The organism is Hyphomonas oceanitis, from assembly GCF_036964545.1.
Classification (GTDB): Bacteria; Pseudomonadota; Alphaproteobacteria; order Caulobacterales; family Hyphomonadaceae; genus Hyphomonas; species Hyphomonas oceanitis.
Genome location: NZ_JBALTL010000003.1, coordinates 366,534 through 389,421 on the forward strand (window position 1 = coordinate 366,534; position 22,888 = coordinate 389,421).

The 22,888-nt window shown below is 59.5% G+C and carries 18 protein-coding genes and 2 tRNA genes; 14 read left to right on the plus strand and 6 right to left on the minus strand.

The features are described 5' to 3' along the window. Positions 1–67 precede the first annotated feature (67 nt). Together V7651_RS11020 and V7651_RS11025 are read left to right on the plus strand one after the other, a co-directional pair. A complete protein-coding gene (locus V7651_RS11020; protein ID WP_335613211.1) occupies positions 68–1,156 on the plus strand; it encodes a hypothetical protein in 1,089 nt (362 codons plus the stop codon). Then, positions 1,143–2,555, plus strand: coding sequence for an MBOAT family O-acyltransferase (locus V7651_RS11025; protein WP_335613212.1), 1,413 nt, complete (start codon positions 1,143–1,145; stop codon positions 2,553–2,555). Before V7651_RS11020 ends, V7651_RS11025 begins: the two co-directional genes overlap by 14 nt. A gap of 17 nt (positions 2,556–2,572) precedes the next feature. Here V7651_RS11025 and V7651_RS11030 read toward each other — a convergent pair. Continuing rightward, positions 2,573–2,659 (minus strand) — tRNA-Leu (locus V7651_RS11030). Between the two features lie 83 nt (positions 2,660–2,742). Here V7651_RS11030 and V7651_RS11035 point away from each other — a divergent pair. Both V7651_RS11035 and V7651_RS11040 read left to right on the plus strand, forming a co-directional pair. Continuing rightward, positions 2,743–3,390, plus strand: a complete 648-nt coding sequence (locus V7651_RS11035; RefSeq protein ID WP_335590122.1) for an exopolysaccharide biosynthesis protein — start codon at positions 2,743–2,745, stop codon at positions 3,388–3,390. Positions 3,391–3,437: 47 nt separating this feature from the next. After that, positions 3,438–3,944, plus strand: a complete 507-nt coding sequence (locus tag V7651_RS11040) for a disulfide bond formation protein B (protein WP_335590121.1) — start codon at positions 3,438–3,440, stop codon at positions 3,942–3,944. Here the strand turns inward: V7651_RS11040 and V7651_RS11045 are convergent. From V7651_RS11045 to V7651_RS11055, 3 genes are all read right to left on the minus strand, one after another. After that, positions 3,941–5,125 carry an acyl-CoA dehydrogenase family protein gene (locus V7651_RS11045; protein ID WP_335590120.1) on the minus strand — a complete coding sequence of 395 codons (1,185 nt, stop codon included), beginning with the start codon at positions 5,123–5,125 and terminating at the stop codon, positions 3,941–3,943. The two genes, V7651_RS11040 and V7651_RS11045, sit on opposite strands and share 4 nt — an antisense overlap. A gap of 99 nt (positions 5,126–5,224) precedes the next feature. Then, positions 5,225–6,235, minus strand: a complete 1,011-nt coding sequence (locus V7651_RS11050) for a glycoside hydrolase family 43 protein (protein ID WP_335590119.1) — start codon at positions 6,233–6,235, stop codon at positions 5,225–5,227. Between the two features lie 153 nt (positions 6,236–6,388). Continuing rightward, positions 6,389–8,269, minus strand: a complete 1,881-nt coding sequence (locus tag V7651_RS11055) for a DUF885 domain-containing protein (protein WP_335590118.1) — start codon at positions 8,267–8,269, stop codon at positions 6,389–6,391. Positions 8,270–8,374: 105 nt separating this feature from the next. Between V7651_RS11055 and hemC the strand changes: the two genes are divergently transcribed. The 5 genes from hemC (at position 8,375) to V7651_RS11080 (ending at position 12,934) form a co-directional block, all read left to right on the plus strand. Continuing rightward, positions 8,375–9,358, plus strand: a complete 984-nt coding sequence (hemC, locus tag V7651_RS11060) for a hydroxymethylbilane synthase (protein WP_335590117.1) — start codon at positions 8,375–8,377, stop codon at positions 9,356–9,358. After that, a complete protein-coding gene (locus V7651_RS11065) occupies positions 9,355–10,062 on the plus strand; it encodes a uroporphyrinogen-III synthase (protein WP_335613213.1) in 708 nt (235 codons plus the stop codon). The genes hemC and V7651_RS11065 overlap by 4 nt, the downstream gene beginning before the upstream one ends. Positions 10,063–10,135: 73 nt before the next feature. After that, positions 10,136–11,344 (plus strand): COG4223 family protein, encoded by a 1,209-nt coding sequence (locus tag V7651_RS11070; protein ID WP_335613214.1) that lies wholly within the window; start codon positions 10,136–10,138, stop codon positions 11,342–11,344. Continuing rightward, a complete protein-coding gene (locus tag V7651_RS11075) occupies positions 11,341–12,777 on the plus strand; it encodes a heme biosynthesis protein HemY (RefSeq protein ID WP_035539855.1) in 1,437 nt (478 codons plus the stop codon). The genes V7651_RS11070 and V7651_RS11075 overlap by 4 nt, the downstream gene beginning before the upstream one ends. A gap of 81 nt (positions 12,778–12,858) precedes the next feature. After that, positions 12,859–12,934 (plus strand) — tRNA-Thr (locus V7651_RS11080). Positions 12,935–13,200: 266 nt separating this feature from the next. On the opposite strand, the gene V7651_RS11085 is transcribed toward V7651_RS11080, so the two are convergent. After that, on the minus strand, positions 13,201–13,677 hold the full coding sequence (locus V7651_RS11085) for a hypothetical protein (RefSeq protein WP_335613215.1): 477 nt from the start codon (positions 13,675–13,677) through the stop codon (positions 13,201–13,203). 98 nt (positions 13,678–13,775) lie between these two features. On the opposite strand from V7651_RS11085, the gene V7651_RS18695 reads away from it, so the two are divergent. The 5 genes from V7651_RS18695 (at position 13,776) to V7651_RS11105 (ending at position 21,308) form a co-directional block, all read left to right on the plus strand. Beyond that, entirely contained in the window at positions 13,776–13,985 is a 210-nt protein-coding gene (locus V7651_RS18695; protein ID WP_418887235.1) for a helix-turn-helix domain-containing protein, read from the plus strand. A 297-nt stretch (positions 13,986–14,282) separates the two neighbouring features. Then, positions 14,283–15,725 carry an ATP-binding protein gene (locus tag V7651_RS11090; protein WP_335613324.1) on the plus strand — a complete coding sequence of 481 codons (1,443 nt, stop codon included), beginning with the start codon at positions 14,283–14,285 and terminating at the stop codon, positions 15,723–15,725. A gap of 14 nt (positions 15,726–15,739) precedes the next feature. Continuing rightward, positions 15,740–18,529, plus strand: a complete 2,790-nt coding sequence (locus tag V7651_RS11095; protein WP_335613216.1) for a Z1 domain-containing protein — start codon at positions 15,740–15,742, stop codon at positions 18,527–18,529. Beyond that, positions 18,526–19,476: a PD-(D/E)XK motif protein gene (locus tag V7651_RS11100; protein WP_335613217.1), complete on the plus strand. Its 951-nt coding sequence runs from the start codon at positions 18,526–18,528 to the stop codon at positions 19,474–19,476. Before V7651_RS11095 ends, V7651_RS11100 begins: the two co-directional genes overlap by 4 nt. After that, positions 19,473–21,308 carry an AIPR family protein gene (locus V7651_RS11105; protein ID WP_335613218.1) on the plus strand — a complete coding sequence of 612 codons (1,836 nt, stop codon included), beginning with the start codon at positions 19,473–19,475 and terminating at the stop codon, positions 21,306–21,308. The genes V7651_RS11100 and V7651_RS11105 overlap by 4 nt, the downstream gene beginning before the upstream one ends. On the opposite strand, the gene V7651_RS11110 is transcribed toward V7651_RS11105, so the two are convergent. Next, positions 21,282–22,871, minus strand: a complete 1,590-nt coding sequence (locus V7651_RS11110; protein WP_335613219.1) for a DNA cytosine methyltransferase — start codon at positions 22,869–22,871, stop codon at positions 21,282–21,284. The genes V7651_RS11105 and V7651_RS11110 overlap by 27 nt on opposite strands. Between the last annotated feature and the right edge of the window lie 17 nt (positions 22,872–22,888).

Consider the following 22,888-nt stretch of genomic DNA (forward strand, 5'->3'; position numbering starts at 1 on the left):
CAGTCGCTATGGGTAAACTGACGCGCATTTCGCGCCAGTTCCTCGCGCGTGCTTAGGGAGCATTGTCTTGTCAGAGCGTGGAATCATGTCGCGTTTGCGTGTCACTCTGGTGCCTTGTGTCATCGGGGCGGCGACATTCGCCCTTGTGGCAAGCGGCTTTTCGCTGGCGCTTCGACGCGCCGCACCCGTACCGGACATGAATGTTTTGAGCCCGAAACTCGCTGCCTATCGCGACCATGCCGCCGACTATGACACCGTCTTCATCGGCACATCGCGCACCTTTTACCATATCGTCCCTGACGAGGTGGAAGCCGCAATGGAAGCCGAAGGCTGCCAGCGGCCCAACGTATTCAATTTCGGCGTTTTCGGCCTGACCGGCGCGGAGCAGGACTGGCTGCTGGATCAGGTTCTGAACGTTGGGCAAGGCGCTTTGCGCAACGTTATTATTGAAGACCCTCTACCTGAGGCGCGCTCGCTGGACGATGCCACGAATGAACGTGCGCGCTTTTTCCATGCACCATCAGACTATTCCCCCACGTTGAACAGTATCAGCTCGTTCCCCGAATCTGCGCCGAAGAAGGTTTTCCGGCTTGGCATATTTGGCGCGGGCGCCGCCTACGATCTCTCCGGTGTTGGCCGGGCGGCTGAGTTTTTCTTCCCGGCGCCCGTGAAGCCAGCGCCCTATACGATGGATATGTCGTCAGACGGGTTCGAAATTCTGGGATCGATTTCGTCGCCAGACATTGAGGCGCGCCGCAAGGATTTCGTGGATCATCCGGAAAAGTATGACGAAGCCTTGGCGCGCTATGGCGCGGCCAGTGACGAAGCTGTCGAGGCGCGGGCTGTCTATCTCGAAGAACGCCTTCGCAGTCTCAAGGCGCAAGACCTGAATGCAGCGCTCTTCATCTCGCCGGACCCCGAGGAGCTGGACCGTACGCCCCGTGTGGGTATCGAACTTGCGCGTATCGCGCCGGACCTTTCTGTGATGAATTTCAACCGGCCGGATGTCTATCCGGACCTCTTTGGTCGAAACCTCTGGTTCGATCACAGTCACTATGGTGAGGAAGGTGCGCGCAAGCTGAGCCGCCTGGCCGGTGCAGAGCTCTGCCGCGATCTGAAGCAGTCGGATGCAGGAGGTCAGCATGCTGTTCGTTGAGCCACGCTTCTTCCTTTTCTTTGCCGTCGTTTTCGGTCTCGTCTGGATTTTGAGAAACAACCTGTGGCGCAAGCGCGTCCTGACGCTGGCCTCTTATGTCTTCTATGGCGCCTGGGACTGGCGTTTTCTTGGCCTGATCCTTCTGATCACCGTGATCAGCTATGTGGTCGGCGCGGCCGCCAGCCGTTATCCTGCGGGTGACAGGACGCGAAAACTTGCTCTGACGGCCGGGATCGTTGCCTCGCTCGCGCTTCTCGGCGTGTTCAAATACTTCAATTTCTTCGCTGACAGCTTTGTCGATTTTGCCGGCATGATGGGCTTCAGTGCGGGATCGGTGACGCTGAACCTGGTTCTGCCTGTAGGCATCAGCTTCTACACCTTCCAGGCCATCTCCTACATGGTGGATGTCCATCGCGGCGACATTGGCGCGCGGCGCTCTTTTCTCGATGTGGCCTTCTATATCGCCTTCTTCCCGCAGCTGGTGGCCGGGCCGATCGTTCGGGCATCGGAATTCATTCCGCAGATGGATACAGCCCGCAAATGGGCGGATGTCAGCGTGCGCGCCTGCCTGACCCTGTTCCTGATCGGCTTCATCAAGAAGGCCTGTATCTCGGATAATATCGCGCAATATGTCGACGTTATCTTTGCCGATCCGTCATCCTTTGCGGCCTCCCAGGTAGTCGCTGGCGTGCTGCTCTACGGCGTCCAGATCTATTGCGACTTTTCGGGCTATTCCGATATGGCCATCGCCTGCGCGGGCCTGCTTGGCTACAAGTTCCCGGCCAACTTTGACTCGCCTTACCTGTCGGCCAATATCCAGGATTTCTGGCGTCGCTGGCATATCAGCCTGTCCTCATGGCTGCGCGACTATCTCTACATTCCGCTGGGGGGCAATCGGCGCGGTAATGGCCGCCGGGATGTCAACCTGATGACCACGATGGTGCTGGGCGGCCTCTGGCACGGCGCTTCGTTCAATTTCGTCATCTGGGGTTTCCTGCACGGGATCGCGCTGATCATTCAGCGCTTCTGGCACCAGCTTGTGGCACGCCGCGTCCCGGCCATGGGGCTTCTGGGTGGGTTCATTGGTGGCGCTGTGACCTTTTACTGGGTGAACCTGGCGTGGATCTTCTTCCGGGCGGCAGACCTTGGCGAAGCGCTGAGCATTTCACAGACATATCTGACATGGTCCTCGGCCGGGCAGAACATGCTGCCCATCGCGGTCTGGCCATTCCTCGCCTGTCTGGGCCTTGCGCACTGGCTGTCACACCGGTTCGGCGCACAGGAAATGATCGAGCGCCTCGCGCCCAATCGCTTTGCGGTGACCTATGGGGCGATTGTGGCGATTGCGATCGCCTTCGTTCCGCTCGGCTATCGCCCGTTCATCTACTTCCAGTTCTGAACGGGCGCCGTGCCCTTTGGTACCTCTGGCCGGACTCGAACCGGCACTCTGTCACCAGAAACGGATTTTGAATCCGTCGCGTCTACCAGTTCCGCCACAGAGGCCCTTAGCAGGGAAGGCTTCTCCTGCCGCATGGCAGGCCGTCCTGTCAATCATCTCGACGCGGCGGGAGAAGGCCGCTAACACAATGAACATGCCAAACGCCTCTTTTGCCGCCGAGCGGACCTTGTTGCAAACCCTTGAGGCCATGGCCGCAAGCGCCCCTGAAGAGGGGCTGACGCTGCGCGATATCATGGATCAACTGGACGAAAGCGCGTTCGGCGCCGGGCTGTTCTTCCTGGCGCTGCCCTGCTGCATTCCATTCCTTTATGGCGTGCCACAAGTGGTTTCATTGCCCATGATGGCCTTGGCAGGCCAGATGGCCGCTGGCCGTTCGCAGCCATGGATGCCGGAAAAGTTCGGCGAGCGGAAAATCGACCGCAAGGGCCTGACCCAGATGGCCAGGGGCGGACGTAAGTGGCTTGGCTGGATAGAAACCTTCACGAAACCAAGGTTTAAGGTAATTACGGGGAAGCGATCCGAGCGGATTATCGGCGGTTTCCTGTGCCTTTTCAGCGCATCAATTCTGCTGCCGCTGCCGATGACGAACACCGTACCGGGCTTTGGCGTGGCGTTGGCGAGCTTTGGTCTGATCAACAAGGACGGTATTCTGGTTATCCTCGGACTATTGCTGGGGCTGGCCTGGATATTCGGGCTGGTCGTGTTGGGACCAGTCGCTTTGCTGGCCCTGATCGGTGCCGCGAAGGACACAATCATGGGTCTCACGCCATCGTGACGCTGCGCCGCATTGTGGGTGCGGGCAATGGCGGTGTTAGTGGCAGGATGTTGAAGCTCCAAATGCTCTTGAGGGACTGGACGTGGCCTGCGGCGGCGCTGGTCATATCTGCGCTGATGATCGCGATTGCGCATGGTTTCCAGACATTTGGCGGACTTGCGCCCTGTCCGCTCTGCCTGCGCCAGCGGGAAGTCTATTGGGCATTGATCGCCATGACCGTCACAGGCCTCGCTATCTGGCGATGGCAGCCAAAGCGGCGCTTCCTCGTGGCGCTGAACGTGCTGATCGGATTGGTGTTTGGCGTCGGCGCAGTCGTGGCCGCGTACCACGCTGGCGTTGAATGGAAGATGTTCCCGCCACCCGCCGGATGCGCTGCGGCTGCGGCGGTGGACCCCTTCGCGATCCGGGACCTGAACCAGAATTTCCACGTGGCTGATTGTACCGCAGCACCCTTCTACATCCTCGGCCTGTCCATGGCCGGATGGAACGGTGTCGTCTCGCTGATCCTGTCAGCGCTTAGCTTCGTGGCGGCTGCGGCGACGGTGCGGCGCTAGAGGCCCAGCACCTTGCGCGCAATAATGGTGCGCTGGATCTCGTTTGTCCCACCATAGATCGACTGGGCGCGGCCGGCGAAATAGGCTGATACATCTTTTGCGGCGTGGAGAGGTAGGCCGATATCCGCCGCGTTTGCACCGAAACCTGGCTGGGCAAAGACGGCGGCTGTGTCGAGGAAAAGCTCGGTAATCTGCTGGTGAGTTTGCGTCGCGAGGATCTTGATCGTCGATGCTGCATCACCCGGAGATCCCCCCGAAGAAAGCCCGGATAATACCCGAAAGACCGTCATTTCGAGCCCGTCAACAGCCATCTCGGCCTCGGTGAGCTTGCGGGCGAAGGCCGCATCATCGATCAGGCGATGGTTGCCGCCATTCGGGATGGAAGAGGCTAGTTCGCGGGCATGCCGCAACATGGCGCGCTTGCCGCCAATGCGGGCATAGGATGTGCGCTCGAAGCCAAGCAGGTATTGCGAATAGGTCCAGCCCTTGCCCTCTTCGCCGATGCGATAGTCCTCAGGCACTTTCACATTGTTGAACAGGACTTCGTTGAGCACGTGCTTGCCGTCGATGGTGATGATCGGGATGAGCGTTACACCGGGCGCGTCCATCGGGCAGCAGATGAAGGTGATGCCTTCCTGCTTCTTGCCTTCACTGCTCGTGCGCGCGAGCAGGAAGATCCAGTCGGCATGCTGGGCGGCGGAAGTCCATATCTTGTGGCCATTGAGTGTGTAAGTGCCGTCTTCCAGAACGGCGCTGAACTGGAGCGAGGCGAGGTCTGAGCCCGCGCCCGGTTCGGAATAGCCCTGCGCCCAACCGACAGAACCGTCGCGAATGCCCGGCAGCCATTTGGCTTTCTGATCGTCGGACGCAAATGTGTAGAGCACGGGGCCGACATAGACGACGCCCATCGGCGTGACGGTCGGCACGCCAGCGCGCTCAAGTTCTTCATCGAAAACGTATTGCTCTTCGACCGACCAGCCGGGACCGCCATACTCCTCAGGCCAGACACTCGCGAGCCAGCCTTTGGCACCAAGCGCCATTTCCGAGCGGCGGATGTCTTCGGTTGTCAGGGATTTTCCCGCCCGGTTTTTCGCGATGATCTCCGCAGGAAACTCGGTCTCGAAGAAGGCCCGTACTTTTGCACGAAAGACTTCGGTTTCAGGGCTGAAGGTGAGGTTCATCTTTGGCTCCGCAGCAGGCGTTGCTAAAGCCTAGGCAAGGTCCCTGTCGTGACAAGCCCTGCCGCGACGTCGCTTCGATTACGTGTGGTGTGAGCTGCGTCAGTCCTGCCGGGGCAGGGTGAGACCGCCTTGCGTTGCGGTAATGGGGCGGATGCTGCCATCCTCATTGAAATAGAGGTGTTCTGCGCGAACCGAGCGGCGGCCCATTGCGCCTTCCACACCATCAATGCTGAGCGCCGCATTGTGATAGAAGAAATACCAGTCGCCCTTGAATTCGACGATGCCGGGATGGATCGTGAAACTGTTCTCGCCTGGGCCCATGATCTTTCCGCGATAGGTCCAGGGACCTGTGACGGTTGGCGCAGTCGAATAGTAGATCTGTTCGCTCTCGTTCTCCGCTTCGTCGATGCCTGCATAGGCCATGTAGTAGAGGCTGCCGCGTTTGAAGAGCCACGGGCCTTCCTCGAAATGCATCAGGGCAACCTTCCGGACCGGCGCGGCGAAGCTCACCATGTCGTCCGCCAGCGGCGCGTAATAGAGATTGGCATTGCCCCAGTAGAGCCAGAACGTCCCGTCCTCGTCCTCGAAGACGGTGGGATCAATGTCATCCCATGTGTGCGGGCCGTCCGTTTCTGAATTTGCGACGAGCGCCTTGCCGAGCGCATCAGTGAAGGGGCCTGTGGGGCTATCTGAGACCGCGACACCGATGGACTTACCGTGATCCGTCTCATCATGCTCGACGGCAGTGTATAGCCAGAACTTGCCGTCCTTCTCGATCGGTTCAGATGCCCAGGCGTCGGCGACCGCCCATTTGAAGTCGGTCGGTTTCATGATGGCGCCATGATCGGTCCACGTTTTCATGTCGTCTGTTGAATAGGCGCGCCAGTCGGTGATGCGGAACATCTCGCCCTCGCCGGCCTCGTCGTGCCCGACATAGAGGTAGACGCGCCCGTCATGGACTATGGGGGCAGGGTCCGCCGTGAAAATGTTGGTGATGATCGGATTGATGGCCTGCGTGCCGTCAGGCGCAGCGCTGTATGGCCGAGAGGCCGGGCTGGCGCAGGCGGCGAGCGAGGCGATCAGAGCTATCGCTGCCAGGCGGTTCGACATGGCATCATCCTCCCACAGTCTGCCATTTCTGACTGTCCGGACTGGCAGTGCTGAAGTCAAGTTAGCGCTAACTTTTTGGCGTGCCTATAGCGGGAAAAGAAAAAGCCCTCCCCGTTTCCGGAGGGGGCTTTTCTGGTTCGCGCGTGGAAAGCCTCAGGAGGCCTTCTGCGCCTCGATCCAGGCGTCGACCTTGCGCTCAAGCAGCTCAAGGGGCAGTGAGCCGCCACCGAGAACCGTGTCATGAAAGCCGCGAATGTCGAACTTGTCGCCAAGTTCGGCTTCGGCCTTCGCACGCAGCTCCTGGATCTTGATCATACCGATCTTGTAGGCGGTCGCCTGACCCGGCATCACGATGTAGCGCTGCACTTCCGAGCGAGCCTGCGTTTCCGTGATGGCGGCATTATCAAGGAAGTACTGAACGGCCTGTTCTTCGGTCCAGCCTTTCGAGTGCAGGCCGGTGTCAATCACCAGGCGGATGGCGCGCCAGATTTCCGAGCCGAGGCGGCCGAAGTCCGAATAGGGGTCGGCATAGGTGCCCGGCATTTCCTTGGCGAGCCATTCGGCATAAAGACCCCAGCCTTCGGCATAGGCCGTAAAGCCAGCCTGTGTGCGGAACATCGGAACGCCTGTCAGCTCCTGCGCGATCGAGATCTGCATGTGGTGGCCCGGGATGCCCTCATGATAGGCGATCACTTCGAGTTCGCGCTTCGGCATGGATGTCATGTCCGAGAGGTGCGCGTAATAGATGCCGGGGCGCGAGCCATCCGGTGTGCCCGGATAGTAGTGCTGGGCGGCGCCGTCCTGTTCGCGGAAGGCCTCGACGCGCTTCACGACAAGATCGGCTTTGGGCAGGATGCCGAAATAGTTCGGCAGCTGTTCCTTGATGCGATTGATATCGGCCGTTGCGTCAGTGATATAGGCGAGACGCCCTTCATCCGTATTCGGATAGTAGAAGCGCTCGTCATCCTTGCTGTCGCGCAGCATGGTGAAGAACTCGTTCAGCGTGCCCTCAAACCCGACCTGCTCCTTGATGGCTTCCATGTCGCCGCGCAGGCGGGCGACTTCCGATAGGCCAAGTTCGTGAATCTCGTCGGCAGTCATCTGCGTGGTTGTCTGGGTTTCGAGGCGATAATTGTAATAGGCGGGGCCATCTGGCTGGAGGTAGGCGCCGACCGGCTGGGTCGAGTCCGGCGAGTTGGCCATGTCAGCCGTCGCGAAGGCGATCACGTCTTCATACGCGGTGAGGAAATCGCCCTTTAGGGCTTCTTCCGCTTCGGCGAGGAAGATGCCGCCTTGCACCTCATCAATGCTGCCATTGTCGACCAGCGCCTGGATATCGGATTTGACATCAGCATAAATGGCGCTGTCTTCACCGTCCGTGAACGGCGCACCAGTGATGATCTTTTGCGACTGATCGATCACGCCTTCATAAGCGAATTTTGGCGCGTGCACGCCGCGATCGGCAGATTCCTGCGCCACATTGATCGCTTCATGCAGGGCGCGGGCGCTTCCGCTGATGCGCTTGATGTAGGCGGTCATGTCTTCCGGGGTGTCGACCGTGTGGAAGCTGATCAGGAAGGTCGGCAGGAAATTCTGGATGCCGTTCATCTGGTCGAACACGAAACCATTGTATCGGAACGCCGCGCCTTTGGCGGCTTCGTCATATTGGTATTTCCAGATGTCGTAGGACATCTTGTCGTCCGCCGAGAGCGCGTCATAGTCGAACGAAGCTTCCATTTCCTCGGTTACTTCTTTCAGCCACGCCAGTTGTTCATCCTGGCAGGCCAATGTCATGCAATCGATCTGATCGTTCTTGTCCTTACGGCCAAGGAAGGTCAGCCCCATCGGGCTGAACTGGAGCTGTTCTTCGTATTTGGCGTCAAACCAGGTATTCAGCCGGGCACTCAATTCAGACTGGGTTTCGACCGGTGCTTCGGCGACGGGTGCGGCATTCAGTGGTTCCGCAGGGGCTGGCTTTGTGGCGCAAGCCGACAAAACAAGGGCGAGGGCGATGATGGAAACGGAGCTGCGCATGTATGAGGGTCCTCCCGGCATTTTCCGATTAACGATATGTGAGCTATCGCCTTCTGCGGCGCGCTGTCAATTGGCAAGCGCCTGTATGACAGCTAGAGAAGTGTGATGACAGATCCACGGATATCCCCTGACAATACGGCTCGCAGAGACCAGCGCAATGTGCGCATAGGTACGCGCGGTTCGCCCCTCGCGCTGGTGCAGGCGCGGCAGATCGCAGCCTCCCTTGAGGTCGCCTCAGGTGGCGCCTTGCGCGGTGAGATCGTGCCGTTCACCACGACGGGCGATCAGCTGACGACGGAACGGCTGATAAATTCCGGCGGGAAGGGCCTGTTCACCCGCGAACTCGATGCGGCGCTGGACCGCGGCGATGTCGACATAACCGTGCACAGCCTCAAGGACGTGCCAGCTGTCCTGCCATCGGGACAGATATTCGGGGCCTTCCCGCATCGCGAAGATGCGCGCGAGGGGTTCCTGTCGCCGCATGCCGAGAAATTGGCAGACCTGCCCAAGGGCGCGAAGGTGGGTACGGCTTCGCTGAGGCGCGAGTCGCAGACGCTGGCGCTGCGGCCCGATGTGGAGATCGTGACGTTCCGGGGGAATGTTGCAACACGCATGCGCAAGCTCGAAGATGGCCTTGCAGATGCAACCTATCTTGCCATGGCCGGGCTGACGCGGCTGGGCATGGCGCATCTGGCAACACCGATCCCGATGGAAGACATGTTGCCGTCAGCCGGGCAGGGCATCATCGGCGTGGTCATGCGCGAGGATGGCGATGCAGAAGTGCGCGAGACGTTGGGCGGCATTGACCACGCTGAGACCCGGGCTGCTGCAACAGCCGAACGGGCTTTCCTGGCGGCGCTTGACGGAAGCTGCCGCACACCGATTGCCGCGCACCTGTTTGACAGAGGCGAGGAATGGGAGCTCATCGGCGAAGTTCTTGCGCTGGATGGTCGGCAGCGTTGGCGCGCTGATGGCACATGCCGCAAAGAGGCCAGTGAAGCGCAGCTTGCGGCGCTCGGACGCGATGTGGCGGCAGATATTCGCGCAGCGGCTGGCGGCGTGCTTCCCGCCTTCGTGGACGAGTGGTGAGCCTTCCCGTTATCGTAACGCGGGCTGAGCCGGGTGCGTCCGAAACTGCCGCGCGTTTAAAGGCTGCTGGATACAAGCCGCTCCTCTCCCCCGCGCTGGTGCTTGAGCCTCTCAGTGCAGACCTCGACCTGAGCGGCGTGACCGATCTCGTGTTCACCAGTGCGAACGGCGTGCGCCACTTCCCGGCGGTCAGCGATGGCGTTGAGCGAGTCTGGTGCGTCGGCGAGGCAACGGCTGAAGCCGCGCGCAAAGCGGGCTGGCAGGGCGTGCGTGAGGGCAATGGCAATGCTGTCGACCTGGCTGAGCATATCATCGCCGCGCCTGAGGCTCGGACCGGCGCTTTCCTGCATATTGCCAACGAGGCTGCGGCGGGTGATCTGATGGCGCGTTTGAGGTCAGCAGGCGTCAATGCGCGGTTTGCGGCGCTCTATCGCACGCTGCCCGTGTCTGCCGTGAACGACGCTGCGGCGAGCGCGCTGACCCGGGCGGCGCGTGTGGTCATTCTGGTGCATTCGGCGAAAGGGGCCACTGCGTTCCGGAATGCGGCGAGGGGGCTGGACCTCAGGCGGTCAATTGTTGTTGCGATCTCTGAAGCCGCCAGCAAGCCGCTTGTCAGTTGCGGTGCGCGTGCTGTCGTCAATGCGGCGCAGCCCAGTGAGACGGCGCTGATGGAAGCGCTCGACACTGCCGTTCTGGCGCTCTGAAGGCGACCTTTGATCGCCATGGGCGTATGTGTCAGTGTATTTGAAATCCCGCCTGCTAGGAGCAGACAGACCTATGAGTGACGATCCCGAAGACGATATCGCTGTCGACTCCACAGAGCCGATTGATGCTGACTTCGAACCGGCATTCGAAGACCAGAAAGCATCGCGCGCAAGCAAGGCGGGCGCGGGTCCTGGCTGGCTCGGTTTGGGCGTGGCCAGTCTTGTCGCTGCCGGTATTGGCGGCGCGATCGGCATCGTCGCCACAATGGTGCTGCCCGGGACCAGTGCAGACGGCGATGTGTCGGCCCTCACCGCAGAGCTGGATACGCTAAAGGCCGAACAGGCAACGGCAGATGTCGAGCGCAACAAGGTGATCCGGAATTCAGCTGATCTCGAGGCGCGCCTTGATGCACGACTCAAGTCTGTTGCTGCTGCAGGCGGGGACGACCTTGGGCCCTTGCTGGAGGAACTCGATGCCGTTTCGAAGCGGATCGACGAAGTGATTGCCAGCGATGATGGCGGCGAGGCGCTGGCAAAGCTGTCAACGCGGCTTGAGGCGCTTGAGGCCGTCGACACAAGCGGTGAGGCCAGCGCGCAGGAGCTGGCGCGGTCTGTGGGGGCGCTTGCCGAGCGTGTGACATCTTTGGAGGCCCGGCTTGCTGACCTCCAGTCTGATATTGTGCGCAGCGGCGGCGACACGACGGAACTGACAAGCCTGATCGAGCGCATGCGCAATGATGAGGCGGCCGTCCGGGCCAAGGCTGAAGTTTCTGAAAGCAATGCAGATGCAGCCCTTGCGCTCTCGGCGATAGAGGCGGCTTCACGGCAGGGCCTGACGTTTGAATCCGACTATCGCAAGCTGCGGGTTCTGTTGCCGCAATCGGCCGAGGTTCGGTCTCTTAGCGGCGTCGCGACCACGGGTGCGCCGACGCTGGCGGACCTTCAGCGATCCTTCGGGCCAGCGAGTGCCAAGGCGCGCGCCGCTGAGCCGCGTGAAAAGGAGGGGCGTTGGGGGTGGCTCAATCATGTGTTCGGCGATGCTGTGACCGTGCGGGGTGAAAATGCTGAAGAGGCAGGTGCGCCCGTCATCCTCTCGCGCGCCAAGGACGCGCTCGATACGGGAGAGCTGGAAAGCGCCGTTGCAATCATAGGCAATCTGACCGGTGAGCCAGCTGCGGCCATGGCTGACTGGACCGAATCGGCAAACCGGCGCATCACACTCGAAACAGGGCTTAAAGCCCTGAGGCTGGACATGATTGGTGGGGAGAACCAGGCGCAATGAATCGCATCTTCCTGTTTGTTCTTATCCTTCTGATTATCGTTGGCGGCGCCCTGATCGGCTTCTGGGCCGTGAATTTGCCGGGCAGCGTCGTGATCAATGATAGCCGCGGCGAGCTTGTTTCCCTTCATATGGGTGTCGCAGCCATTGCGCTGATTGTTTTTGGCGGACTCGTGGCGGCGGCCTGGTGGTTGATCAGCGGTCTTTTCGTCCTGCCGGGCAAGATTGGCCGTGCCCGCCAGTCCAGTCTCGCCCGCAAGGCCAACATGGCACTGACTGAAGGCCTGCTGGCCGCAGAGGCAGGTGACCCGACTTATGCGCTGAAACTGGCACGCAAGGCGGTCAAGCATGCCGAAGACGAGCGGTTGAAACTGCTCCTTGAGGCCCGTGCGGCCGAAGCTAATGATGACTGGGCGGGTGCCGAGCGCGCCTGGGGCCAGCTGACGCGCCTGCCGGGCGGGCAGCTCGCGGGACTGCGCGGGTCTGCCATGGCGGCAGCGGAGCGCGGTGACCAGGCCACTGCAGAATCACGCGCGCGCGAAGCGCTCGGCCTGAAATCCAATGCGGACTGGCCGTTCAATTCCCTGTTCGACCTGCAAGTGGCACGAGGTGAGTGGGAGAAAGCGCTTGAGACGCTCACCATTGGTGAGAAGCGCGGCCTGATCACAGGTGACAGCCTGCGGCGACGCCGCGCCGTCTTGCAGACGGCGCGCGCTGTCGGCCTGCCGCATGATCGCAAGCAGGATGCCCAGAAGGCACTCGCTGAGGCTATCAGGGGGGCGCCGGGCTTTCCGCCTGCGGCCTTTCATGGCGCGCGGCAGCTGATGATCGACTCCAAGGAAAAGGCCGCGCAAGGCGTGTTGGAGCTGGGCTGGAAGGCGCGGCCACACCCGGCGCTGGCGCAGCTTTCACGTCGCCTCGTGCCGCAGGATGACCGCCATAATATTGCGGCGCGCCTGAAAGCTTTGGTCGCCACGCATCCGACGCACCGCGAAAGCCGCATCCTGTCAGCCGAGCTGGCGATGGACGAAGCCAACTGGGTCGAGGCGATCCGTTTGCTGGCGCTTCTGGTCGAGGAAAATCCGACGGCGCGCCTGTGTCTCCTGATGGAGCGCGCGCTCAAGGGCTATGGCGACAAGGACGAGGCGCAGCGTTGGGGCCGTATGGCGGCTTCAGCGTCCCGAGAGGCCGACTGGTCGGACATTGATCCCAAGGGCAACGCCTTTGACTTTGCCCAGCGCGACTGGAGCAGGCTGGTCTATGCCTTCGGCGATGTCGGGGATCTGGTTCATCCGCGCTATGAATCCTATGGCCGGGAACTGGAAGCTGGCCGGGTTCTGGCGATTGCCGGCCCGGAAGAGGAAAAGGTTGCCCCGCCCAAGGCCCCGAATGGCCCGCTGACGCCGCCGCTGGATTATGCCTCTGACGATGACTGACCGGCAGGACGCCTGAACGGCAAAAGCGTCTTGCGCTGATGCCTCGGGATGAGTATTCAGGCCGAACGCTCATTGTAGCATGCCGCTATAGCTCAGCTGGTAGAGCATCGCATTCGTAATGCGGGGGTCAGGTGTTCAAGTCACCTTAGCGGCACCATTTTTCTCCAACAATAACATAGACTTAGGCGAGCGGTGCGAGTGATCGCGCGGTCACTCATTTCGTGTGCCCGCACTATGTCCGCACCGAATGGTGCGATCTGTAAGTTTGACTGGGGTAGTTTTCTTGGATGCCTGCGGTCCAGAAGGCTTCGAGAGTGGGGCAAAAAAACTGGATCTGGACCTCTTCCGCCTTGGCGCTCCTGCATCCGAAATGGGTCCGCTCCCAAACTGCCATCTTTTGAGGCCGGAGTTTTCGGCGCTACCTCAGCTTGGCGGGTTGACGTTGCAAGCGTAGTTAGTCGGCACATTCGGCTCAATGTCCCGCAAAATACTTTGAAGGAGCGTGTGGACTTCCTTGTTTTCATCGGGATGAACGAGCGCCAAGGCAACAAGCAACTTGCTCGAGAGCCCATGCGTTGTCATTGCCTCTGACTTTGATATCCTGCCAAGCAGTTTCTTATTCAGTGCGTAAAGTTCATCAAGACGATCACTGAGTACGTCCAAGGGAGCAGCCTCGACGTAGTCTGCAAGCTGCGGTTCGCTGAGTTGAAACAAATTGTGCTCGCGCATCAAAAAGGTTTCAAGTTTTTGCCAACGCTCCGCAAGTTTTCTTTGATCGGAATGTCGATCCAGCCACTCGGCACAGACTTTGGTTGCTGGGTCGGGACGGGACTCGCTAAAGTCGGACGCCAAGGGAGAAGCATGCTTCAAGATGGAGCGAAAATGTAACTTGCTGAGCATGCGAAGTCTCCTGGCGATGGCCATCCAAAAAGCGAAATTCCAACTGAATACATACTATAGTAGATAACACTAAAATATGTAAACGCTAATCTGCCAGCATGGATATGCGAAAGCTGGTAGGCCGTAATTTTGCGCGCATTCGTCGTGAAAAACACCTCACGCAGGAGGAGGTCGAGGCACGCTCAGGATTTAGTCAGCAGTATTTGAGTGGATTGGAGCAGGGTAGACGCAATCCGACAATAGTGACTCTCTATGAATTGGCGCGGGCGCTTGGGGTGTCACACATCGACTTGGTGATGCCGGATTGACGATTTCATTCTTGCATCCGTGCGAATCGCGGATGCGGTAATAGCCGATGCTTTTTAGAGTGGCCGGGCAGCATAGACGTCTTTCTGGAGACGGCGCTCAAGGGAGGCGCGATTTTGCTTTCGAATGGGGTTAGCAAAGCTGACTGACGTTCAATTGAAGCTTTCCGTCTCGCGGTGCATTCGCGATTCAAGGTTGAACCATTTTGCAAAGCAGATTTGGATGCAGCGATTTGAAATTCTTTTGAACTGGCGAACTCCATCAGACAGAGAAAACTTCCACCTCGTGCCGCCTCGCTGATCGAATCTCTCAGGGATCTCGGATATTCGCTCGAGACCGCGATTGCCGATATCATCGACAACAGTATCTCGGCCAACTCGACCAAGGTGGACATCTGGTGTGCTGTGGATGCGGAGCCACTTGCGCTGGCAGTTGTCGACGACGGCCACGGGATGACTGAAGACGAGCTGATCGCAGCGATGCGCCCGGGTTCGACGAGTCCGACAGAGGCACGTAGCGCCGGGGATCTTGGAAGGTTCGGCTTGGGCCTGAAGACCGCATCCTTTTCACAGGGTCGCCGACTTACAGTCGTATCCCGAAAGGGTGGAGCCACAAGCGCCGCGATATGGGACCTCGACGCGCTTGCCGAGCATGACGACTGGATCCTGTCCTTGCCCGAACCCGAGGACATCGAAAGCCTTCCATGGCTCGAAACGCTGGGTGATCAGGGGACAATGGTTCTCCTCGAGAAGCTGGATCGCCTGGCCGAGGAAACAGAAGGCCAAGCGCGTTCGGATCTGCTCAGCGGCAAGCTTGTCGTTCTTCAACGACACCTGTCCTTGGTCTTTCATCGCTTCATCGAGGGGGACACGGTCGATCGGAGAAAGCTCAAGTTCCGCGTGAACGGGATTGTCGTGGAATCATTCGACCCGTTCTGCAGGGGGCAGACCGCCACGCAGGAACTACCCGTCGAAAGGATGTCCATCGACGGTGAGACGATCGAGATCCGGCCCTACATCCTTCCTCATCATTCTAAACTGTCGCCACAAACCTGGCGGTACTACAAGGACCGGAGCGACTTTCTCTCGAACCAGGGAGCCTACGTCTACAGGAACGGGCGATTGATGGCTTGGGGCGACTGGTTCCGGATGATTCCGCGAGGTGAAGCGACGAAACTTGCCCGCGTCCGGATCGACTTTCCATCAACACTCGATGCGCTTTGGACGATCGACATCAAGAAATCCCGAGCCCATCCGCCGCCTGCAGTCCGCGCGAGGTTCAAGAGAATCATCGAGCGAATCGCGGGACGGAGCGTACGGGTGCACCAGGGACGAGGCGAGCGGATCCTTCAGCCGGGTGCCTCCCCCGTCTGGACCCGCACAGTGGGTCGCGACGGAATGATCTCCTATGCCCCCGATTTCGATCACCCACTGTTGCGAGCAGCCATCGAAAGCGCAGGGCCTGACAGCGAGACGCCTGTACGCACGGCGCTGTTGGCGATGGGCGCCGCCTTTCCCGTCGACGCCATCTATGCGGACTTCGCCGACGATCCGAAGCGCGTAACGCTGGCGCGTGACCACCCCGACGAGCTTCGCGGGACGATTGCCGGATTGAAATCGGTTCTCGATCCCGATGGCGACATGGAGCCGCGGGACTTCGCAAGACTTGTCCTGTCGACTGGACTCGCGGGCCGAAGTATCGAAGTGATCGATGCCGTCGCTCTTGAGTTGTATGCGACCTGACTTGGAGTTCTGTTATGAACCATGATGCGGCAGCACAACAAGTGTTGAGGACGCTTGTCGGTCGGTTCGGAAGCCAGCTGGTGCCGCCGACGGTCGAGGAGCTCGAAGCAACAGCCAAGGGCCTTGCAGACCTTTTCGGGTTCACTGTGGACGTCGAGGCGATCGTCCTTCAGGCCAGAGCGCAGATTTCCCATCGCATGGGCGAGGGCGTTTCGCTCATCGGGCCGGATGCCGCTCACGATCCGAACTGGTTGTCGCATCGTGCCATCGAGTGGAAGTATTCCGATTCCTACCTCGAATTCCTCCGCCAGGATGGATGGCCTCCGCGCGTCGCCGACTCGCTCGGCATGGTGACGCGGCGACTTGTCGGTTACCTTCAGGATCCGGAGGTCGAGGGCAGCTGGGACAGGAGGGGACTGGTCATCGGTCACGTCCAGTCGGGCAAGACGGCGAACTATCTCGGCTTGGTCGCACGCGCTGCCGATGCCGGATACAAGTTCATCGTCGTGGTTGCGGGAATCCACAACAATCTGCGGCGTCAGACACAGGAGCGCGTGGACGAAGGTTTTGTCGGCGAAGTCAGTGACCCGGCCCGAAAGGAGAAGCTGAAAGCGCAGACAGGAACCTCGAAGATCGGCGTGGGTCTGGTTGACCCCGATCACCAGCGCCCGGTCGCCCTGACGTCCACCGCAGACGATTTCAAGAAGGCCGTCGCCAATTCGTTACGCGGCGGGCTGGAGGACTGGAGCAAGCCGGTCATCGTCGTGATCAAGAAGAACCGATCGACACTCGTGGCGCTGAACAAGTGGCTCGAAGATTTCAATCGCATGCCCGGACAGAAGCAGATTGCCAACATTCCGATGCTGTTCATCGACGACGAGGCCGACAATGCGTCCATCAACACCAACAAGCCCGAGCTTAAACCGACAACCACGAACAGGCTCATCCGCAACCTGCTCGGGCTGTTCAGGAAGAGCTGCTATGTCGGCTACACGGCCACGCCCTTCGCCAACATCTTTATAAACCCCGAAGCCTATGACGAGGAATCTCGGAAGGATCTGTTCCCCGAGCACTTCATTCACTGCCTTGATGCACCAAGCAACTATTTTGGCGCGGAGCGTCTGTTCCTGGAAGATGAATCGAAAGCGCGGCACGTCAGTGCCATCGACGACTGCGAGACGATAATTCCTCTGAAGCACGCAAAGACGCACGAGTTTGCCGAATTGCCTCCATCGCTGAAGAAGGCAATCCGGTCCTACCTGCTGGCCCGCGTCATCCGGACGGCACGTGGACAGGGCGCAAAGCACTGTTCGATGCTGATCAACGTGTCGCGTTTTGTCGATGTGCAGAGCGAAGTCGATCGGCAGGTCACGGTCTATCTTGATGAGCTGCGCAACGCCATTCTGGCGAACGCAGGCATGCCTGCCAATATTGCCCTGAAGAACGCACATCTGGCCTCAATCAGATCGACCTTCGAAACCGAGAAGTACGATAGCACCGGTGTCGACTGGAAGACGGTCCAGGAGCTCCTCCCGGATGCAATTCGCTCGATCATCACGGCGGTGGTGAACAGCAAGTCGCCCGACGGACTGAACTATGCGGATTCGTCCGACCGGGGGGAAGCGCTCAACGTGATCGCGATCGGCGGCTTGAGCCTGTCGCGTGGATTGACGATCGAGGGGCTGACGATCAGCTACATGTATCGCAACACCAAGATGTACGACACACTGTTGCAGATGGGGCGATGGTTCGGGTATCGACCAGGCTATGAGGATCTGTGTCGCGTCTGGCTGGCTGCGGACTCGATCGGCTGGTACACGCACATTTCCGAGGCTTCCGAAGAATTGCGGGATCGCATCAAGGAGATGAATCGATCCGGTGCGACGCCTCGCACTTTCGGACTGATGGTGGAATCGCATCCCGATAGCCTGACAGTCACCGCGATGAACAAGATGCGGGCTGCGGAAACGCGTACGGTCAGCGTCAGCTATGACGGCAAGCTTGTCGAGACCTATGTTCTTTCGAGCAAGATCGAGCCACACGAAGCGAATATCGAACTGTTCAGGAATCTGCATGACCGCCTCCTGGACGAGCATGCAGGGCAGAAGGTCGAAGGCGGAGAGCGGCCTTCATCCCGGGTCTGGCGGGGTATTCCGGCGGACATCGTCAACGATTTTCTCGCAGACTTCCAAGTGCACTCCCTAAGTGCCGAGAGGGTGATGAGTGCCCGAAAGTATCTTTCCCTGATCAAGGATCGCTTCCCGGTCTGGGACATTGCATTTGTATCCTTGAAAAATGCGGATGGCGAAAGCTGTTCGACCTCGCTCGGCAATTTCCAGATGGTGCATCAGACACGTTCGGCGGGCACGAGCGAAAACAAGCTAAAGGAGATCGATGGCGGTCTTTTCGTGACGAACAACCAGCGCGTTGCAGGCACGGGCGATGAGAGTGCAGGTCTGTCCAAGAATGAAATGGAGGCGGCACTTGAGGTCGCCACTTCCCGCAAGCGAAGCAAGTGGACCGACAGGGATACGCGCCATGTGAGTGTCAGGGGCGCGCCATTGCTGATGCTTCACCTGATCGATCTCGAGAATCCCCTGGAAGTGCATGGCAAGAAGTCGCTTCTGTCCGGGGCGCCGGCAATCGGCCTGAGTTTTCCTGCCACCGGAGATTTCTCGACGGTGGAATACGTTCTCAACCGCGTGATGGTGAACCAGCTGGAAAGCGAGCGCTTCGACTCGGCTGACGAGGAGGACGACTACGATCGCGACGATGTAATGAGCGACTCCGAGGATTTGACGTGAGGGGTCTCTGGAGCCAGTTGCAGCCACCCGGCGCTGACTACATCTGGAAGCTGACAAGTTCTGTGTCGCCGATCCGGACCTCAGTCGGCCGGCATGCGGACGGACATATCGCGTTCATGCTGGAGATGAAGTCCGACCATGCGGATCTGCTGATGCGGTTGCCCGAAATCCAGGGTCTGACTCTCGATCATCGCATGTTTGCCGGGGCCGGTTCGTACGGTTTGATCGTGGCGCTTCGTGAGGCGAAGGACGAGGAGCTCTTTGCAACCCTTTGCGAAGACCTCGCCGCCTGCATAGGGGACCTCACCGAGGAACGTCAGGCAGTCCTGTCCTTTCTATCGCGGCTAGACCGATGGCAACGTTTCCTGGCGCGAGATGGGCGACGTCTGCTGTCGACAGATGGCATTCGTGGTCTTGTCGCCGAGCTCGAGATTCTTGGGCTTCTGATTTCGGACAACGGCCGATCGGCAGCCGACGCGCTGACGGGCTGGGTGGGGCCTTTGCGAGCTGCTCAGGACTTCAGGTTCGCGGACCAGTTGATAGAAGTGAAGTCGTGGGGCGGATCGGGCGGAGCAAAGATCCGGATTTCCTCCGAGTTCCAGCTCCAGGTCGATGATGCTCCCGTGTTCCTCGCTGCTGTGCAGCTTGTAGAAGAGGAGCTTGGACATTCACTCAACGAGGTAGTGACGGCGTTGAAATCGATCCTCCCCGCAGAGGTCCTGGATCTGTTCGAGGACCGGCTCGGTGCCGCCGGCTACATCGAGCTTCCCTACTACGATGCGCCGAGGTTCAGGCTGGGCGCCATCGACTTCTTTGGCGTCACGGAAGAATTTCCGGTGCTGACGCCCCGGCAGCTGCCCACCGCTGTGTCTGGCGTCCAGTACACGCTCGACCTCGTCCAGCTGTCCGGTTTCAGAGTCGCAGAACTACCGGGACCAGCCCTATGACGGATACAACAATAGAAGAGACGTTCGAGGAATTTCGTCAGGAAGTTCTCGCCTCCGCTATGGCGAACAAGGATTTCGAGAAGATCGAGTTCCTGAATGCGTTTGGCCGGGAGCTCGAGCAATGCGACGAGATCGAGGAACTGCAGACCTGCATTTCTCCGAATGTTCGTGGTGTCCAGATAGATGGTTTCGGGTTCAATTCGGACGACGGGCTGGACCTTTTCATCGCCGACTTCAACCAGAGACCGGGCCTTGAGACGTTGACGCGGACTGAAGTCACGGCTTTCGTGAAGCGCCTGACAGCCTTCTTTTTGCGGTCCCTGTCGGGCGAACTTCATCGTTCACTGGAAGAGACTTCGGAAGTCTATGCGGTGTCACGGGCCATTCACGAGCGCGGACGCCAGTTCGGACGGGTCAGGCTCTACGTGCTTTCGGAACGCCAGTTGAGTGACCGGTTCGACACGATCGATCTGTCGATGCACGATGACGAGATTCCAGTCGCGCTTCATATCTGGGACATGAGCCGCCTTCACCGGCTCAGGACGTCTCGCAATCAGAAGGAAGCCATCGAAATCGACTTCGAGTCCTTTGCTGCAGGCCCAATTCCCTGTCTGCCTGCGCATCTGGAAAGCGATATCTACAAGTCCTATCTGCTTGCGCTGCCAGGGTCGGTGCTGGCGGATTTGTATGCGCGATACGGGGCTAGACTGCTCGAACAGAATGTCCGTGCCTTTCTTCAGGCGACCAACAAGGCCAATCGCGGTATTCGCGACACCATCCTCGGGGATCCGGGCATGATCTTCGCCTACAATAACGGAATCACTGCGACCGCTTCCGCCCTGGATGTTGTTTCGGATGGTGGAACGAACCGGGTCAGGACAATAAAGGACCTGCAGATCGTGAACGGTGGACAGACGACCGCGTCCTTGTTTCACGCCCGCAGGAAGGATCGTGCCGATCTTTCCAAGGTCTTTGTCCAGATGAAGTTGACCGTGATTGACGAGGCAAGATTCGAGGAAGTCGTGCCGAAGATTTCGCAATATGCGAATACCCAGAACACGGTCAATGCGGCAGACTTCTTCGCCAATCACCCTTTTCACATTCGAATGGAATCATTTTCGAGAAGACTCTGGGCTCCGGCGCCTGCCGGACAGCAGACGGAAACCAGATGGTACTACGAGCGCGTTCGAGGGCAATATGCCGAGGAACAGACGCGACTCGATGCACGGGGCAAACGGGTATTCCTGCAGCAGAATCCGAAGAGTCAGCTGCTGCGCAAGACCGATCTCGCAAAGTACGACAATATCTGGGACGATGACCCGGTTCGCGTGAATCTCGGTGCCCAGAAGAACTTCGCCCGCTATGCTGTCCGCATCGGCGAGGAATGGAAGGAACACGCTGAAAGGTTCGACGAGGACTATTTCCGGCAGGCCGTGATCAGGGCAATCATCTTCAAATCCAGTGAGCGTATTGTCTCTGCACAGTCCTGGTATGAGGGCGGATACCGCGCAAACATCGTGAACTATGCAAATGCGCTACTATCTCGCGCCCTTGATGCTGAGGACCTGACGCTAGACACCGCTGCGTTGTGGCAGAAACAGCAGATTCCCGATTCGCTGACGGCGATCCTTGTCGGCCTGTCGGAGACGGTCAATCGGAAACTGACGAGTTCGGGGCGTGGCCTATCCAACGTCAGCGAATGGGCAAAGAAGGCAGAGTGCTGGATATCCATTCTTGAACATCTGCCTCAGGCGCGCGAAAGCGTGCGCAAGTCTTCACAGGGCTGGTCGAAGCCTGTTGCGACGTCACGCGGCCTCGCTTCCGGCCTCTAAAACGAGCAGGTCGCGCCCGCTTCGGCGATCTCTATTGCCGCTGGCCAGGAGGCGCCAGACGACATCCGCGATGTTTCGGGCGAGGAACGGGGGGACTGCATTCCCGACCTGCACATATTGCTGAGTCCGGTTTCCGAGGAATACGTAATTGTCGGGAAACGTCTGGAGTCTTGCGGCTTCCCGAACCGTCAGGCTTCTGCACTGAAGCGGATCCGGATGTATGAAATAGTGCCCGTCCTTGGATATGTGGCTCGTGACCGTCGTGGAAGGGCGCGACCAGACCTGTACGCGGAACCTGTCGGAAAAGTGGCCGGAATTCCAGTTTTCATGCAGTGGCGACAGGGACTTCGGGAACTCGCCCGCTTTGGGGGAGCGCTTGTGTACCAGCGCGAAAAGCGAGGCAAAGAGATATCGACCAAGATCGGAGCGTATGTGCGTTCTGGCTTCGTGGTTGTGCGTGCGCCGCAGATCGGGATCCAGTATCCATTCCGCCAGCGCGCCAGGGCAGCGGGATGAAACGCCAGGCACACCCTGCTCGATCCGGCCGAGGGCCGCATTCCGGGAGCGAAAGGAGTCAAGCCGGTCGGCGGCCTTGTCATGGACCTTCGGGTCGGATTTCCTGGTCTCGCGCAGAATCGCCAAATAGGCGGCTTCCACAGCCGAGCGCCAGTTGTCGAGACTGTCGGCCTCCTTGCTGAGGCCCGATCTCAGGTGGGGAAGTCCCTTGAGAACGTCCCGAGACCTGGCGGGCACATGCTGCGCAAGCGCGACCTTGGCGTTCGCGTTCCATAGATCGTTTCGGATGCCGATAATGATCACGCGGTGCCTCGCCTGGGGCAGTCCCCACTCTTCGGCACGCACGACGAAATCCTTCATCGAGAGGTCTTCGGATTCTCCGAACAGGGTGTCTTTGGTGCCCAGCGATACCAATCGATAGCCGATACCCTTGGAGCCTGCATTGCGAAGGTCGTCGAGAATCTGCGATGCAATCGCCTTGCCGTTGACGTTCGAGGAAACGATCCCCTTGACGTTCTCCATCACGAACAGGGCCGGATTCACGCGTCCGAGAATCCTGATGTATTCGCGATACAGGAAGTGTCGCTGGTCCTCCTCCGGCTTGTAGTCCTTGTTGCCGCCGTTCCGGGATCGGCCCGCCAGCGAATATGCCTGGCATGGAGGGCCGCCTATGACGATGCACCGGTCGGCCGCTTGCGCGACAATGGTATCAAGCCGCGCGTCGATGGCGCGATCGGCCGCCTTTTTGCCAAGTTCGAGACATTGCGCTTCTCCCACGGCACTCGCCCATTCATCTGGATAGAGTGCCTTCCAGTCGGGTTGATCGCCCCCACCGTTCAGCCAAGTGTAGTATTCTTCCGGAAAGCTGCCCGAGAACTGGCGAAGAAACGCCCTCAGCAGGAGTGTCTTGTGAGCAGCCGGATCCTTTTCGACGGACAGCGCGATCTTGAACCGACGCGCTCCATCTTCCGAACTTGATGCGCAGAATCCTTCTGCGAGCCCCCCCGGTCCTGCAAACAGATCGATGACGTGATATGGTTCGGGCAACTTTTGCGGTCTCCAGC

What these genes read in the sequence shown, in the direction of transcription:
- V7651_RS11095 (WP_335613216.1), top strand. Translation starts at nt 15,740, where the DNA reads ATGAACCATGATGCGGCAGCACAACAAGTGTTGAGGACGCTTGTCGGT.
- V7651_RS11070 (WP_335613214.1), top strand. Translation starts at nt 10,136, where the DNA reads ATGAGTGACGATCCCGAAGACGATATCGCTGTCGACTCCACAGAGCCG.
- hemC (WP_335590117.1), top strand. Translation starts at nt 8,375, where the DNA reads ATGACAGATCCACGGATATCCCCTGACAATACGGCTCGCAGAGACCAG.
- V7651_RS11035 (WP_335590122.1), top strand. Translation starts at nt 2,743, where the DNA reads ATGAACATGCCAAACGCCTCTTTTGCCGCCGAGCGGACCTTGTTGCAA.
- V7651_RS11075 (WP_035539855.1), top strand. Translation starts at nt 11,341, where the DNA reads ATGAATCGCATCTTCCTGTTTGTTCTTATCCTTCTGATTATCGTTGGC.
- V7651_RS11040 (WP_335590121.1), top strand. Translation starts at nt 3,438, where the DNA reads ATGTTGAAGCTCCAAATGCTCTTGAGGGACTGGACGTGGCCTGCGGCG.
- V7651_RS11050 (WP_335590119.1), bottom strand. Translation starts at nt 6,235, where the DNA reads ATGTCGAACCGCCTGGCAGCGATAGCTCTGATCGCCTCGCTCGCCGCC.
- V7651_RS11105 (WP_335613218.1), top strand. Translation starts at nt 19,473, where the DNA reads ATGACGGATACAACAATAGAAGAGACGTTCGAGGAATTTCGTCAGGAA.
- V7651_RS11045 (WP_335590120.1), bottom strand. Translation starts at nt 5,125, where the DNA reads ATGAACCTCACCTTCAGCCCTGAAACCGAAGTCTTTCGTGCAAAAGTA.
- V7651_RS11055 (WP_335590118.1), bottom strand. Translation starts at nt 8,269, where the DNA reads ATGCGCAGCTCCGTTTCCATCATCGCCCTCGCCCTTGTTTTGTCGGCT.
- V7651_RS18695 (WP_418887235.1), top strand. Translation starts at nt 13,776, where the DNA reads ATGGATATGCGAAAGCTGGTAGGCCGTAATTTTGCGCGCATTCGTCGT.
- V7651_RS11085 (WP_335613215.1), bottom strand. Translation starts at nt 13,677, where the DNA reads ATGCTCAGCAAGTTACATTTTCGCTCCATCTTGAAGCATGCTTCTCCC.
- V7651_RS11025 (WP_335613212.1), top strand. Translation starts at nt 1,143, where the DNA reads ATGCTGTTCGTTGAGCCACGCTTCTTCCTTTTCTTTGCCGTCGTTTTC.